Raw genomic sequence first — 15,714 nt, 5'->3', positions numbered from 1 at the left:
TCTATAATATTTCCTGATCCTTTATGGCAATTCCCCAAATCCTGTTGATCGGGTTCGGGGACCTGTTCCTGGCTCTATTTGGGAATTCCTGGACAACCATATGCTCTCCAAAATCAGCTGTTACACAAACAAATTACCCGAAATATCATATTTGACCCGACGTTAATCTTCAAAGGGGGAAGGGATCACCGCCGGTCCTATCCCTCTTTTTTCAAAAACCACATAACGACTATGTTTAGCACAAGGATAATCAATGGGTTTTTCGCGTTTTTCGCAGCGCTGATCGTTTCCTGCAACGGGTTTAAAGTAGATCGTTTGCTCACGAAAGAAAGTCCCTATGAAAAATACCTCCATGCGATTGAATCATCTGATATAAGGGATTACGCCATGGTATTTGATTGGAAGCAGGAAGGGATTGAGGTGCTAAAAACTCAGTTAAACGTGGACTTACCCTATACGGAGGTTACGTATTTTGATCCCAAAACACCCAAAGCCCAGCTATGGAGATATGAAGTGGAGGAGGGGAGCCAAATCAGTATTTGGGTGAATGCTTTTTCTGATAATATAACCTCATTTTTTATTGATGTTTTCGATGTCATTCCTGGAGAAGAGTTTAAAAGGATCCATTATGCAGAGGATTCCGGATATGTTAACTATGAAGTAAAAAGTTCAGGTATTCATGCTTTGAGGATTCAACCTGAGCTTTTCAGAGGAGGCGCTTTAGAACTACAGATCAATTATCAAGGAATATTGGCATTTCCAATTCCCGGAAAAACGAGTAGGAATATTGACAGTTTTTGGGGAGATCCCCGGGATGGGGATGCAAGGAAGCACGAAGGTATAGATGTGTTCGCTCCCAGAGGCACGCCGGTATTGGCTGTCACCGACGGACGGATCAGCAGGGTGGGAAACAACCGGTTGGGTGGTAAGGTAGTCTGGCTTTTTGATTCAAAACGAGGTTACTCGCAGTATTATGCCCATCTGGACAGTCAGGCGGTTTCTCCGGGACAAAGGATAGCCGAAGGGGATACAATAGGGTTTGTGGGCAACACAGGAAATGCCATTACCACAGCGCCCCATCTGCATTTTGGGATTTATAAAACCAGGAGGGGAGCGGTAAATCCGCTGCCGTTTGTTTTGGACCGGCGTTCGTTGGAACCTCTGGCCAGAGCGGACACCGCTGGTGTGGGAAGAATGGGGATCGTGGCGGCAAGCCTGGCAAACATCCGAACCCAACCGGGAACACATTCTTCAAAGCTGGGAGGCTTTGAAAGGAGCACGCTTCTGCAAATGGAGGGGAAAACCCATGGCTGGTATAGGGTTTCTCTGCCGGATGGACGAAAAGGTTATATTCATGAGGGCCTTGCCAACAGCATAGATGAGCCATTGGGCAAAATAGAAATTAACCCTCAAACCATCATCAAAACGGCTTGGGAGGAGGGGGAAAGCTTGAGTGGAAATTTGTTTACCGGAGAAGCCAGGATTTGGGGAACTTTTGAAAATCAATATTTTGTGGAAACACCTCTGGGTTTGCGAGGCTGGATCAATGCAGATTGACCTGTCTATTTCTGCTTGACAGTCACATTGGTAAACCAAATGGTTTTTTCACCGGCATCGTTTCTATGATCCAACGCGATTTTAATGCCCTCAAAATCCTGCACATTTTCCCAGGTCATGGCCCTTCCTTCAGGACCATCTCCCCGACGGAATACCCACTCCCTGATTTGGTTGTTGTCATCAATATATAGGTCATAAGCATCTCCCGGAGTGTACCCGTCACTGTCGTTGTACCGGATAATCAGCTTGGTGGTTCTTTCGTTGTGAATAGGCGAGTTTTGATCCTCAATGACTTCCGATTCATAGCCCGTGTCCCAGGCAAGCTGAAAAGGAAAAAGCAACCAGTATTTGTCATTGATAAACCTTTTGTCCACACTTTCGAGGGCGTCTGTTTTTTCAGAAATCAGGTAAGTCACTGCCGTATCCGGTCCCGAATAAAAGACTTCACCTTTCTCCAAGTCCCAGGACCAATCTCTTGTATCCACCGTCACGCTGTCTCTTCGGACGTTCCAGGTGTACGAGATCGATGCCACGCTTTCCAAACGGTCGAAGCCATAGGCCCGGGAAACTTGACCAGGCAATCCTTCCGGAACTTTTTCCGGGCTTTGACAAGAAAAAAACATGAATCCTATCAAAGTAAGGGGGAAGTAGGGAGAACTTTTCATGTCAATGAGGGTTAGGTTACTCAATATAGAATATTATTTCTTATTTGGGAAATATTGACGGTGAAAAACACTGTTTTTTTGGAGTTTGTTGCAATATTCTCTAAACAATACATTGAATATGGATACACCTTCCGGTAAATCACGGTTGTATTTAGAGCAATTGGTAAGAGCCGAATACGTTAAGTCCTATAAAAAAGCAGCACAAGATGAAAATCTGCTTTCTATAGCAGAAGAGGGGATGGCAGATTATCTCGGGCAACTGGAAGATCAATGAAGCAAGGAGAGATCTGGTATGCCGATCTAAACCCCACTATGGATAACGGGCAGGCAGGGTTCCGGCCTGTTGTTGTCATCAGCGGCAATTTATTGAACAAATACCTGAATGTTGTCATCGTAATTCCATTGACCAGCAAGGTCAAAAATTATAAAGGAAACCCTATTCTGACGCCGAGTAAAACCAATGGACTAAAGGAAATGTCAGAAATGCTCATTTTTCACGTTCGGTCAGTTTTTAAGGATCGCTTGGTGCGAAAATTAGGGGCAGTCGAAACGGAGCATCTCGCCCTTGTAATAAAAACCTTGAACGATATTTTACGGTATTGATCACTTTTCAGCATTTTTGGAAGTTAAAGTAGCAATAGTTTGACGAGTATTCATGAGTTTCTCCCTGCTGTTTGGAGAGGATAATCGCTGGCTGAAACCGTTGTCTTTTTTGGGCTTCCCGAATCGATCAAATAAATGTACGCTTATCCGGTTGCCAACGGTATTTTTTTCCCGGTAAGGCCTTGATGATACCCGAAAACTCCAGGCTGAGCAATTTACCCGCCAAAACAGAAATGGGCAGGTTGGTTTCCCAACTCAGCCGGTCTATTTCTATTTCGTTTGCTTTGGAGAGAACCTCTATGATTTGTTTCTCGACGGGGTCTAAGCCGGATGTGTCGAAAACCTTTTTATCGGCCTTTGGGTTTCCGCCTTCCTTATTCCATGAAAGGGCTTCTTCTATTTCCCTTGCTCCAATATAAATACCCGCCTTCATGCTTCTGATCAAGTTGTTGCAGCCTTCGCTGTAAGTCGACTGCAAATTCCCGGGCACTGCAAATACCTCCCTATTATAGCTGTAAGCTATCTCTGCGGTGATGAGGGCCCCGCCTCTTTCCGCCGCCTCGACGACAATCAATGCATCGGACATACCTGCGATGATGCGGTTCCTCTGAGGAAAATTACTGGCGTTGAGCGCGGCACCTAGCCTGTATTCCGATATCAGCCCGCCGTTTTCCATCATTTGTTCCGCTGTCCTTTTGTGAGAAGCGGGATATATTTTTTTCAGATCAGATCCCAATACCGCAAGGGTTGGCAGATCAAATTGCAATGCAGCGCGATGGGCTTCTATGTCTATGCCATATGCCAGGCCGCTGATCACTGTGGGGCTGTAGGGTGCAAGATCTTCCAATATTTTTTTTGTAACGGCTTTTCCGTATGCGGTGGCGTTTCTGGTGCCCACAATGCCTATCGTTTTTGAGGGATTCAGGTCAATGTTTCCTTTGGAAAAAATAATGACGGGGGAATCAGGCAGGGATTTCAGCCTTTGGGGGTACGTGTCCTCCAGATAGCTATGAATTTGGATGCCGTTATCATTGGCTTCCCGAATGGTTTTTTCAGCTTCCCTGAGATAAGTATCTTTGTTGGATCTCAGTTCCAGCAGTTTGGGACCTATACCGGGAATTTTGGAGGCTCTGCCTTTGGTCATGTTAAAAAAGTTATGGGCAGACCCGCTATAACTGACAATGTTTTTGAAATTGCCGGGTCCTATTTGAGGGACCAGGCTCAATGCCACATTATGCAGCAATTCATTATGGGTTGTTGTCGGCATTTAGATTGTCTCTGATTTCAATTAAAAATCCTTTGATTTTATGGAGACGGGCAATCATTGACGCTTTGTCCTGGATTTGATGAAGGTCCTTTTTGATGATTTCCTGTGCTCCGGTAAGGGTATAGCCTTTCTCTTTGACCAAGTGATAAATGAGCCGGATTTTTTCGATGTCATCTTTGGTAAACCTGCGGTTTCCCTTTTTGTCCTTTTTGGGTTTGATGATATCGAATTCCCCTTCCCAATACCTGATCAATGACGTAGCTACTTTAAAAATATCCGCTACTTCTCCAATGGAGTAATACTTTTTCTCTATTTCCTTTTCTTTATAAGGCAAAATACATTCGTTTTTCTATCAAAAATACGACAATTATTAGCTATAAGGCAACAGTAATTTTCGATATGGGCTATCGATTGATGACTTAACGTTTCCTTTTTAGAAAAATTTCACAAGAAATAAACATCAAGAAAATGAAACTGCCCTATTGAAAGCGCTAAGAACGCAACTGAATAGGGCAGTATATTATATGTTGATCTCTATTAGGACAACGATTGGTTTTCCCTGGAAGCCAGTTCCAATATCTTATCAAATTCTGAAGGTTCCAGATCTTTGAAGAAATAGTTTACGGGATTAACATATTTTCCTTCCTTCATCACTTCATAATGTACATGGGGAGCGGTAGAAGATCCGGTGTTGCCAACGGTGCCTATTTTATCCCCTCTCTTTACTTTTTGGCCCACTCTGACATTGAAATCATTCATGTGGGCATATAGTGAAGTGAAACCGAATCCATGGTCTATGACAATAAACTTGCCATATCCCCCAAACTCTGTTCTCACTTGTTTTATCACGCCATCGCCCGTAGCGTATATGGGAGTGCCTTTGGGAGCGGAGAAATCCACGCCGCTGTGCATTTTTCTTACTTTGAGGATGGGATGGAGCCTCATGCCATAACCGGAAGCCAATCTATTGAGTTCTTCATTGTGAATGGGCTGGATGGCTGGAATGGAAGCCCAATACTCCTCTTTGTTAAGGGCTGTTTCTGACAGCTCATTGTAGGATTCCCATTGAATGTAAAGTTGCCTTTTCAGCGTTTCTACCTTCTCAGCTACTGAGATGATCATCTTTTCCTGATTCAGACCTTTTTCTTTGATCTCCCGGAACCTATCTGAGCCACCGTAGCCCGCCTTTCTGATAGATGAGGGAATGGGTTCCGATTCGAAAATGACACGGTAGAGATTATCGTCCCTTTCCTGAAGGTCAGCTATCATGGTATTTAGCTTGCCCACTTCCTGCTCAAGCATTTCATAATAAAACTTCAGCTCTTTGTTTTCTTTTTTGAGTATCAGTTCTTTTGGGCTGTCAAAATAATAGTTGAAAATAAGCAGAATGCCCACAGCTATAATGCTGGAAAGTGAAAAAAAGCCCAAAACGTTCAACGTAATGTCCCATTTGCTCTTTACATATCTTTCGTACTTGCAGGTTTTGGGATCGTAATAATATTTTATTCTACTCATTTAATAAATGGTACGGTAAAACTTCTAATTTTGTAATCCGAAAAAAACCCAGGTGATCAGCAACTTGATGGAGATGGGTATTTGGATACAAATATAAAAACAATACTTCAATTATTCGAAATATAATCAATCAAAGTACATAATTCATGGACACTAAACAAATAAGAAGCACTTTTGTTGAATTTTTTCAATCCAAGCAGCATCAATTTGTTCCGTCGGCCCCGATTGTGGTCAAAAATGACCCTACCCTCATGTTTACCAATGCGGGGATGAACCAATTTAAGGATTATTTTTTAGGAAATGAAACCCCCAAAAACAATAGAGTAGCCAACAGCCAGAAGTGTCTAAGAGTTTCAGGTAAGCACAATGATCTAGAGGAAGTTGGTGTGGATACTTACCACCATACCATGTTTGAGATGTTGGGCAACTGGTCCTTTGGGGATTATTTTAAAAAAGAAGCCATTGAATGGGCCTGGGAGTTGCTTACCAAAGTATATGGACTGCCAGCGGACAGGTTGTATGTGACGGTATTTGGGGGTGACGAAAAAGACGGGTTGGATAGGGACCAGGAAGCTTATGACCTATGGACATCATGGATAGACGAAGACCGGATACTTTTTGGTTCAAAGAAAGACAATTTTTGGGAGATGGGGGATACCGGTCCCTGCGGTCCCTGCTCTGAAATCCATATGGACCTTCGATCAGAATCGGAGATCTTACAAACTCCGGGAAAGCTCCTTGTCAATGAAGACCATCCCCAAGTGATTGAAATATGGAATTTGGTATTCATGCAGTTTAACCGGAACAGTGAGGGAATACTTCTTGATCTGCCGGCCAAACACGTGGATACGGGGATGGGCTTGGAACGTCTGGTCCGGGTTATCCAAAACAAATCATCCAATTATGACACGGATTTGTTCGACCCTTTTTTGAGAAAAGTAGAGGGCTTATCGGGGTTAAAATACGGGGAATCAGAAAAAACGGATATTGCCTTTAGGGTGATTGTGGACCATATTCGGGCCATATCATTTACCATCGCAGATGGGCAATTGCCTTCCAATAACAAAGCCGGATATGTCATCAGAAGGATTTTGCGAAGGGCCGTCAGGTATGGATACACTTTTTTGGGATTCAAGGAACCGTTCCTTTATAAATTGGTGTCTGAACTGGCCGTTCATTTTGGGGAGGTTTATCCGGAGATAGCTACCCAGGAGGAATTTATTGCCAAGGTGATTCTAGAGGAGGAAAGTTCTTTCTTAAGGACATTGGAAAAAGGGTTGAAAAACCTGGAACAGATCCGGAAGGATTTGCAAATGCGCCAGCAAGGAACCATCCCCGGGCAGATTGCTTTTGAATTGTACGATACTTATGGCTTTCCGCTGGATTTGACTTCATTGATAGCCAGAGAAAATGGGCTTTCAGTGGACGAAGAGGGCTTTGAGGAGGCCATGAAACAGCAAAAAACACGCTCAAGGTCAGCAGCCAAGCTGGAAACCGGAGATTGGGTCACCGTTTATGATAAAGATGAGGTGGAATTTGTGGGATATGATTCCCTGACTTCCCAAACCAGAATCCTCAAGTATAGGCAAATCAAAGACAAAACAGGCAATAAATTCCAACTGGTCCTGGATAAAACCCCCTTCTATGCAGAAAGTGGGGGGCAGGTAGGAGACCGTGGTATCCTATTTAATGACAGCGAGTCCATCAAGGTGCTCGACACCAAAAAGGAGAACGATTTGACCGTGCATTTTGTGGATAGGCTACCGGATGATCCGGAGGCGGAATTTGAATGTCAGGTAGACAGTCAAAAAAGGATGCTGACAATGAGTAATCACACGGCCACACACCTGCTTCAAGCCGCCCTGAAACAGGTGTTGGGGGATCATGTCCAACAAAAAGGTTCCATGGTCAATGAACATTTGTTGAGGTTTGATTTCTCCCATTACACCAAGCTTTCCGAGGAAGAGATAAATGAAGTGGAAAAGATCGTCAACCAAAAAATCCGTGAAAATGTGACTTTGAGCGAAAAAAGGAATGTACCCATAGGCGAAGCCAAAGAAATGGGGGCAACGGCGCTTTTCGGGGAAAAATATGGGGATCTTGTGAGGGTAGTTACTTTTGATCCTGAATTTTCGGTGGAGCTTTGCGGAGGCACTCATGTAAAGGCAACGGGCGAAATCGGATTTTTTAAAATCATATCGGAGAGCTCGATTTCTGCCGGGGTGAGAAGGGTGGAAGCCATCACATCCGCCAAGGCCGAAGATTATGTAAACGCGCATCTCGATCTGTTGAAGGAAATTCAGGAAATGCTTAAAAACCCCAGGGATCTGAAAAAGGCGGTAGCGGACCTGATATCAGAAAAAAATGAACTTAAAAAGGAGATTGACTCGCTGCATCTGAAAGAAACAGAACAAGTGAAAGAAAAACTGAAGGAGCAAGCAACTTCTATTGACGATTACCGTTTCATCCATGGATTGGTGAAATTGCCCAACAATGATGCGTTGAAAAAACTGGCGTTCGAACTGAAAAATGAAATGGAAAGATTGGTAGCTGTCCTGGCCGCTGATATCAATGGCAAACCCCAGATAGCGGTGGTGGTCAATGAAGTTTTGGTGAAGGAGAAAGGACTTGATGCAGGCCGGTTGGTCAGGCAGTTGGCCAAAGAAATCAAAGGGGGAGGAGGGGGACAACCTTTCTTTGCCACTGCGGGCGGAAAGGACATTTCCGGCCTCCGGAAGGTGTTGGAAGTTGCGGAAAGCACACTCAGAGCTGCATCTGCTTAATTTAGCCGTTTATTCATTTGGTTTTAGATGAAAACTCTGCCATTTTTGGTGTGGGAACAGTAATATATAAATGATGATTGAAGAAAAGCCTATTTCCTCTGTGTCTGAAGAGGTTAAAAGTAAATACGAACTGGTAATAGGGTTGGAAGTTCACGCGCAATTGCTTACAAAAAGCAAAATGTATACTTCTGATTCTACAGAATTTGGCAACATGCCGAACACCAACATTTCTGTGATAACCCTTGGCCATCCGGGGACTTTGCCTAAGGTTAATAAAAGGGCGGTGGAATTTGCCATCAAAATGGGATTGGCCTGTAATTCAGAGATTACAAGGAGAAACATTTTTGCCAGAAAAAATTATTTTTATCCTGATTTGCCAAAAGGCTATCAGGTCACCCAAGACAAAAATCCGATATGTGTGGGCGGCTTTGTTCCCATCAGCCTTGCCAATGGAGATAAAAAGGATGTGGCCCTTACCCGCATTCATATGGAAGAAGATGCCGGCAAGTCCATTCACCTGGCAGGAGAAATTGATACTTTGGTGGATTTTAACAGGGCAGGTGTTCCTTTGATTGAAATTGTTACCGAGCCGGATATGCGTTCATCGGAGGAGGCCTATAATCTCCTTACGGAAATAAAAAAACTGGTAAAATACCTGGAGATATGCGATGGTAACATGGAAGAGGGTTCTCTAAGATGCGATGCTAATATTTCCACGAGGAGAAAGGGAGAAAAGGTTTTGGGGAAAAAAGTTGAGGTGAAAAACATGAACTCTTTTAGAAATGTGGTGCGGGCCATCGAACATGAGTTTGAAAGACAGGTATTGCTACTGGAAAGAGGGGAGGAGATCCTATCCGAAACAAGGACTTTTGATGCCACAACCGGTTTTACGGGCAGCATGCGAACCAAAGAAGATCTGAATGACTACCGGTATTTTCCTGAGCCTGACCTCAGCCCCGTAGTGGTTTCAGAAGAGTGGCTCGATAGCATCCAAAAGGACATGCCGCCGCTGCCAAGAGAGCTTTTTGACAGATTTGTAAATGATTACGGATTGCCTGAGTACGATGCAGGTGTATTGACCGACAGCAAGGAAATTGCCTTGTGGTTCGAGCAGCTTTGCCACTTGACATCTAACTACAAGGCGGCCTCGAACTGGATGATGGGGCCAGTCAAATCTTACCTCAACGAGTTAACCCTATCCATCCATGATTTTCCGGTTAAGCCAAATCAGCTCGCGAGTCTGATCCATTTGATAGATGATGGAAAAGTCAGTTTTACGGCAGCTTCCCAAAAAATCTATCCGGAGATGCTAAAGGGGCAGGGAAAAACTCCTTTAGAAATTGCGCAGGAAATGAACCTCATACAGGAAAGCGACGAGGATTCCATTAAGCCAATCGTGGAAAGTGTACTTGCGGAAAATGAAGCAAAGGTGAAGGAATACAAATCAGGTAAAAAAGGACTGATGGGCATGTTTATGGGCCAGGTTATGAAACGGTCTAAAGGTAAGGCAGACCCTAAAGTGGCAAGTAAAATATTAATTGAACTATTGGATAATTAAACATGAAAAATACCATTCTCACTTCATTCTATCTCAGCACGTTGGTTTTGTCTTTATGGTCATGTGTGGAAAAGGGAAGTCAGTTCGACGGGCAAGTGGTTGTATCAGGAAAACTGGAAAACAAGCCGGATGGCTTTCTCGTTTTATCCCGGTATAACAATGACAGGCTGGACGTAGTAGATACCATCCATGTGGGAAAGAACGGGAAGTTCGATTATAAACTGGAATTGGAAGGCCCAAATTTTTACGAACTGGACCTTATGGGAGAAAAAAATGTCCGCTTGGCATTGTATGATGAGGATGTTGATATTACCTATGATTTTTCAAATGATAATCTGGAAACGGAGGGTTCCCGGGATAGTCAGCTGTTGCTTAAAATAGACGAGTTGACACTACGTTATCAAGAAGAGGGAAATGAACTGAATACCGGGTTTTATGAAGCCATGGCCGACAGGGATCAGGAGACGATCAGGGCCATTCAGGAAAAGGCCATGCAGCTTGAGATAAACCATGCAAACCGGATAAAAACGGCTATTTCGGAGATGGAAGGCAGTTTTGCGGCATTGGCGGGATTAGGAATGTTGAACCCGAGGACAGATTTCAATTATCTCGATAGTGTGATCGTGGTGTTGGGTGAAAGATATCCGGATATGAGGCTTATCCACTCCTGGAAGCAGGAACTCGAGGAGATGAGAGCGCTTTCGATAGGGCAGCCGGCACCGGAAATTTCACTGCCCAATCCCGAGGGCGAGCTGGTCAGTTTATCGGGTTTAAGAGGCAAATACGTCCTCATTGATTTCTGGGCGGGGTGGTGCAAACCATGTCGGGAGGAGAACCCAAATGTGGTTCGACTCTACAACAAATATAAAGATAAGGGATTTGAAGTTTTTGGGGTGTCATTGGATAGGACGAAAGAAATGTGGTTAAAGGCGATCGAGGAAGACGGCTTGGAATGGACGCAGGTCTCCGATTTAAAGTATTTTAATTCCGATGCGGCGGCGACTTATCAGATCAATGCTATTCCGGCCACCTATATGATTGACCCTGACGGCAACATTTTGGCCAAGGATCTCCGCGGAAAGACCCTCGAGAACAAACTCGCAGAATTGTTTGATTAAAATAATAAAATCACCATTAAAATAATCTTTTAATATTATCGGGATATTATTATATATTCGCAGCATGGTAGTAGAGAGGAAAAAGAAGTAAAAACCAAGTATTTGATAAAATAATTGTTTATCAAATAACAACATTTCCAAATTTATTATATATCACCTCAAAACCGACTAAAAAGGCACTTACATCTTAAGAAAACCCTTACTCCCATGAAGTGGAATGCTTTTTGAGAGTGCAAGAACCTGGAACACGAATAATATCAACAACACAATTATTTTAAGTAAACATGAAAAAAAGTAGTTTTAAATTACCCCTAACCCGGCTTTTGACCGTCATGCTATTTGGACTATTAGCATTGGGTGCTTGTAAAAGTAAGAAAAAAGTAGTGGAAGCAGCACCGGAACCGGTGCCGGTGGAAGAACCTGCGCCTGCGCCTAAACCTGAACCTGCCAAGCCTTCAGCCGAAGAGGTAGCGGTAGGTAAGCTCGAGGATTATTTCAATGCTGTTGCGAACGCTACGAACTTACAGAGTGCAAATAATACCATCAGAGAAGCTTTGGGGATGTTTTCTAACCAGAATACCCCGGTACTGATAGTTATCCATGAAGAGGCTGGTGTCAAGGATTACGACGAGCCTACCACCATTGAAAAATACCTTCATTACCTGAAAGATACGCAGAAGAACCTGAATTTCATCAGTGACATAAGAATGGATGGATCCGGTAGAGTAGCTGAATTAGAATTACGTAGAAGATAGTTGTAAATAACAAAAGAATTAAGTTAGTTATGAAAAAATATATTCCATCCTTATTGATATTATTTCTGGCTACCACAATGGTGGTCTTTGCGCAGGACGACAACATCAGTCCTCAAAGGAAACAGGCTATTGATTCTTTGGCCTTAGAGAAAGTAAAGGACTTGAGTAAATACATCAGTATCATTGGTAGTAAAGAAACCCAGTTTTCTGAAGCAACGAGGGTAATGGACAGGGCAGAGGAATTGTTTGCTCCTGACGCAGAAATGGGTGTTTCTTCACTGAACACCAATGAAATCGCCTATTACAAAATCAGGAGATACTTCGAAAGGCTGATGGCCCTTAACTACGACAGGGTGAACATAAGTTGGTATGACATCCATTATATCAGTGATCTGGAAAGACAGCCGGACGGCAGATATGTAGGAGTGATCACCATCTATCAGCGTTTTGAAGGCACTTCGCAAGAGGCAGGCTTAAACTATAGAGATACTACCAAAAAAGACATCACCATATATGTTGAGAAAAAACAAACGCAGATATCCGGACGAACCATTGAGTTCTGGGATGTGTTGTTAGGTGATGTGAGAGTGACTGAAACTTCAGCATGAGAATAATATTCATTAGCTTAATAACATTATTGATATCAATACAGACTGCACCGGGGCAAATGCTAGACAGCGGCTCCGGGCAGTTGATTGACGATGGCAGGTTTGCTGCCTCAACCAAACAGGTCAACCAGTTTTTCCGCCGCTTCAACGCGGAGGAAAGCAAAGAAGGTGACAGAAGGTATTATCCCGAAGACGAGCAGTATAGAAACAAGGAACTCAGGAAATCCTTTATCAATATTCTTTTTGACAACGAGACCTCTGACATTTCCAATGACCTGAAAAGGGAATTCATCAGTACCGTGGTGTCTGACACCTATCCCCAGTTCCTGAGTTTTCATGGGGGAGAATGGTTTGCAGAAGCAAATACTGTTTTTACCCATAACGGGAAGAAACATGACGTGGTACTGTTTTTAAAATTACAGCCTGAGGGTTTAGGCTATGAGTGGGTGATAGAAAATGTGCTCTTCGAACCTTTCAAAGAGGCATTTGATAAACCCAAAGGAGATCAAAAAAAATTCCTCCACCCTTTGAGCCATGAACTTGGGTTCATGAATTTACGGAAGGCTATACAGGATAACCCCAGGCCTGAATCGTATACGCCGAAGGAATTTAAACCGGATTATCTGAGTCTTTTTATTTACGAAATAAAAAATGGAAGGATGAAATTCGAGACGGTTAAAGAAGTAAAGTTTCATTTTTTCCAGATTGACAAGTGGTATTTTGAGCTTGCCCAGTTTAACAGACCCGGCTTCAACACCGGGTGGCTGATCGCTAACCTGGTCAAACTTGAAGAAGGAGACAAGGATGTTATTTTGAACTATATATATGACCAAAATTAAGTTATTCATATCACTTTTTGTTTTTTTCCTAGCACAATTTACTGTTTGGGCCCAAGATCTGGGGGGATATAGTAAGCAGGAAATCAAAGACTTCTCTCAGCAAGTGGAAGACCAGGTGCGGTTTCTGCAGTATTTTCTCAATACCGTAGGCAGCGGGGAAACTTCCGCCAGAGACAAAGATGTCATCATCCGGGAGAGCTATAAAAAGATCTTTAGGGACGATAAAGTGCAGGTTGAAGATGACCTCCTGTCTGACAGGAAAGTCATTACCAACAAAAATGTAACCTCTTACTTAAAGGATGTCGAGTTTTTTTTCAGAGACGCTTCTTTCCAATTCAAAATCAGGGAAATCAAGCCCCAGTTGAGGGATAATGGGGAATTGTTTTTTGAAGTTTCCATAGACCGGACGCTCACTGCTATGGGACTCAACAGTGAAAAAATTGAAAACACACAACCCAGGTTTATAGAAATTAACTTGGAGAAAGCCTCCAATGAACTGAAAATTGCCAGCATTTATACCACCAGGTTAAGCAGGGACAAAGAGCTACAGGAGTGGTGGGAAACCCTTTCCCTGGAATGGGAAAACTATTTTAGGAGGAAATTCCAAATAGAGGAAGACAGCATCGAAGTGGACTTGCTGTATAAAATCAGCAGTCTGGACAGCCTTGATTTATCCGGCAACCAACTGATTATTGACCTTTCCCCGATTCAGGCTTTGCGCGAACTTAAGTACGTGGACATAAGCGGCACGCAGATCAATGAACTCAACCCTATCAGCAACGTTACTTTTTTGACTTATCTGGACATATCCGATACGCCCAACGAGGATATTCAGTTTATAAAATACTCTGAGAGACTTACCCATTTGAATATATCCGGCACACGGATATCCAATATCGACGACTTGGCCAACCTCAAAAACCTTAAAGAGCTATACGCAAGGGGAACCCCCTTGATGGGGTTCGGGGTATTGAATAATTTTACCCAGTTGGAAGTTTTGGATCTTGAAGAAAATGGCTTCAACAATATTGAAAATATCAAAGCGCTGAAAAACCTTAAAGTGCTTAACTTAAAAGGGAATTTTTTGATCAATTTTGGATTTTTATCCGAACTGGAAGCATTGGAAGAAATTAACCTTGAAGAAACGAATATCCTTGACCTTTCTCCATTGGCTGAGCTTCCTAAATTGTGGCGCTTGAACATCAATGGTACTGAAGTAAGCCAGCTGGAGCCGCTTAACGGATCTGGCAGTATACGCAGGATTTATGCGGACAAGACGAGCATCACGGAAAATGCCGCGGATGAATTTGCCAGGAGAAATAGAAGGACACTCCTTATACACAATGTGGAAAATCTCCAGACATGGTGGGAGACACTTCCTGAGGGCTGGAATCAGGTATTTATCAAAGTTTATCCCAATTTGGGTAAAGGCCAGCCTTCGGTGGAGGAGCTGTCGGAGTTGGTAAGTCTTGATACTTTAAACTTGTCTTCGAGCCAGGTAGTCAGCCTAAGGCCCGCTTTGAAGTTTAAGAAAACGGTATATGTGACTTTCGAAAACACAAAAATACAAGATCTGTCTCCTCTGGCGGAGATGAAAACGCTCGTTGGCATAAAAGGAGATAATAGTGAAGTCACCAATTTGGAAGCCCTTCGCGGACTGAGTTCACTGAAAGAGGTATCTTTCAGAGGCACCAAACTTAAATCCGTGGACCCACTTAAACCACTCACTTCTTTAAAATATATTAATGTCGACCATACAGATGTTCCAAAATGGGAAGTGGAGGAACTGGTCAGTTATATCGAAGATGCGGTAGTGGTTTACAGAACAGATGAACTGAATTCCTGGTGGGATAATTTGGATGATATTTGGAAAGGGCTTTTGTCCAATCAATTTGATCTTTCAAAGTCCCCAGATACCTATGAACTTCACCGATTGACCGCCAGCCCCCGGTTAAAAGTTGAGAGCGCGGACGTGTTTGATCTGGAAGCGTTATTGGTGTTCTTTAACCTCAGGGAACTTGAAATCCACAATGTACCCCTTGCAGACCCATCTGCTTTGTCCAGACTGGAATCTCTCCAGCATTTGAAAATAACAGAGGCGCCTTTCAGAGATTTGAGCCCGCTCTCGCCACTGACGTACTTGGAATCCTTAAATGTTTCGAATACCGCCATCGAAGATTTAAGACCTCTTGGAGAATTAGGCAGATTGAAAAGATTAAACCTTTCAGGGACCAACATCAGCAGGCTCAGGGGGCTTGAGACGCTTTATGACCTTAGGGAACTGGATATTGCAAGCACCAACGTAAGAAATTTAAAACCCATCATGCACCTTGTCAATTTGGATAGACTGGTCTGTTTCAATACCCGGATCAATACCCGTCAGGTCGATACCTTTAAGCGGAACAATCCTGATGCGGATGTCAGGCATTACTAAAGGACGCGATAT

The 15,714-nt window shown here is 43.3% G+C and carries 14 protein-coding genes; 10 read left to right on the top strand and 4 right to left on the bottom strand.

The window, feature by feature from the left end; genetic code table 11:
• The first annotated feature begins 231 nt into the window (after nucleotides 1–231).
• Entirely contained in the window at nucleotides 232–1,557 is a 1,326-nt protein-coding gene (locus ACFPFU_RS13275) for a peptidoglycan DD-metalloendopeptidase family protein (protein WP_377065249.1), read from the top strand.
• 5 nt (nucleotides 1,558–1,562) lie between these two features.
• Here ACFPFU_RS13275 and ACFPFU_RS13270 read toward each other — a convergent pair whose 3' ends face one another.
• Nucleotides 1,563–2,222, bottom strand: coding sequence for a hypothetical protein (locus ACFPFU_RS13270; RefSeq protein WP_377065248.1), 660 nt, complete (start codon nucleotides 2,220–2,222; stop codon nucleotides 1,563–1,565).
• Nucleotides 2,223–2,340: 118 nt separating this feature from the next.
• Here ACFPFU_RS13270 and ACFPFU_RS13265 point away from each other — a divergent pair, with 118 nt between their 5' ends.
• Together ACFPFU_RS13265 and ACFPFU_RS13260 are read left to right on the top strand one after the other, a co-directional pair.
• The gene (locus ACFPFU_RS13265; RefSeq protein ID WP_377065247.1) at nucleotides 2,341–2,496 is read left to right on the top strand and encodes a hypothetical protein; all 156 of its coding nucleotides are present in this window, start codon (nucleotides 2,341–2,343) and stop codon (nucleotides 2,494–2,496) included.
• On the top strand, nucleotides 2,493–2,825 hold the full coding sequence (locus ACFPFU_RS13260; RefSeq protein WP_377065246.1) for a type II toxin-antitoxin system PemK/MazF family toxin: 333 nt from the start codon (nucleotides 2,493–2,495) through the stop codon (nucleotides 2,823–2,825). The genes ACFPFU_RS13265 and ACFPFU_RS13260 overlap by 4 nt, the downstream gene beginning before the upstream one ends.
• 127 nt (nucleotides 2,826–2,952) lie before the next feature.
• Here ACFPFU_RS13260 and dprA read toward each other — a convergent pair whose 3' ends face one another.
• From dprA to ACFPFU_RS13245, 3 genes are all read right to left on the bottom strand, one after another.
• A complete protein-coding gene (dprA, locus tag ACFPFU_RS13255; RefSeq protein ID WP_377065245.1) occupies nucleotides 2,953–4,092 on the bottom strand; it encodes a DNA-processing protein DprA in 1,140 nt (379 codons plus the stop codon).
• A complete protein-coding gene (locus tag ACFPFU_RS13250) occupies nucleotides 4,073–4,426 on the bottom strand; it encodes a MerR family transcriptional regulator (protein WP_377065244.1) in 354 nt (117 codons plus the stop codon). The genes dprA and ACFPFU_RS13250 overlap by 20 nt, the downstream gene beginning before the upstream one ends.
• Before the next feature lie 203 nt (nucleotides 4,427–4,629).
• Nucleotides 4,630–5,607, bottom strand: a complete 978-nt coding sequence (locus ACFPFU_RS13245) for a M23 family metallopeptidase (protein WP_377065243.1) — start codon at nucleotides 5,605–5,607, stop codon at nucleotides 4,630–4,632.
• Nucleotides 5,608–5,753: 146 nt separating this feature from the next.
• Between ACFPFU_RS13245 and alaS the strand changes: the two genes are divergently transcribed.
• From alaS to ACFPFU_RS13210, 7 genes are all read left to right on the top strand, one after another.
• Nucleotides 5,754–8,390 carry an alanine--tRNA ligase gene (gene alaS / locus ACFPFU_RS13240; protein ID WP_377065242.1) on the top strand — a complete coding sequence of 879 codons (2,637 nt, stop codon included), beginning with the start codon at nucleotides 5,754–5,756 and terminating at the stop codon, nucleotides 8,388–8,390.
• Between the two features lie 73 nt (nucleotides 8,391–8,463).
• Nucleotides 8,464–9,948: an Asp-tRNA(Asn)/Glu-tRNA(Gln) amidotransferase subunit GatB gene (gatB, locus tag ACFPFU_RS13235; RefSeq protein WP_377065491.1), complete on the top strand. Its 1,485-nt coding sequence runs from the start codon at nucleotides 8,464–8,466 to the stop codon at nucleotides 9,946–9,948.
• A gap of 2 nt (nucleotides 9,949–9,950) precedes the next feature.
• A complete protein-coding gene (locus ACFPFU_RS13230; protein WP_377065241.1) occupies nucleotides 9,951–11,066 on the top strand; it encodes a redoxin domain-containing protein in 1,116 nt (371 codons plus the stop codon).
• Nucleotides 11,067–11,350: 284 nt separating this feature from the next.
• A complete protein-coding gene (locus tag ACFPFU_RS13225; protein WP_377065240.1) occupies nucleotides 11,351–11,821 on the top strand; it encodes a nucleoid-structuring protein H-NS in 471 nt (156 codons plus the stop codon).
• A 29-nt stretch (nucleotides 11,822–11,850) separates the two neighbouring features.
• Nucleotides 11,851–12,429, top strand: coding sequence for a hypothetical protein (locus ACFPFU_RS13220; RefSeq protein WP_377065239.1), 579 nt, complete (start codon nucleotides 11,851–11,853; stop codon nucleotides 12,427–12,429).
• Complete coding sequence (locus ACFPFU_RS13215) at nucleotides 12,426–13,268, top strand: hypothetical protein (protein WP_377065238.1); 843 nt, start codon at nucleotides 12,426–12,428, stop codon at nucleotides 13,266–13,268. The genes ACFPFU_RS13220 and ACFPFU_RS13215 overlap by 4 nt, the downstream gene beginning before the upstream one ends.
• Nucleotides 13,255–15,702 carry a leucine-rich repeat domain-containing protein gene (locus tag ACFPFU_RS13210; RefSeq protein ID WP_377065237.1) on the top strand — a complete coding sequence of 816 codons (2,448 nt, stop codon included), beginning with the start codon at nucleotides 13,255–13,257 and terminating at the stop codon, nucleotides 15,700–15,702. Before ACFPFU_RS13215 ends, ACFPFU_RS13210 begins: the two co-directional genes overlap by 14 nt.
• Nucleotides 15,703–15,714: the final 12 nt, after the last annotated feature.

Source organism: Negadavirga shengliensis (genome assembly GCF_042652345.1).
GTDB classification, from domain to species: domain Bacteria; phylum Bacteroidota; class Bacteroidia; order Cytophagales; family Cyclobacteriaceae; genus Negadavirga; species Negadavirga shengliensis.
Note: the sequence above shows the minus strand (reverse complement) of the source record. Positions and strands in the feature narration are given on the sequence as shown.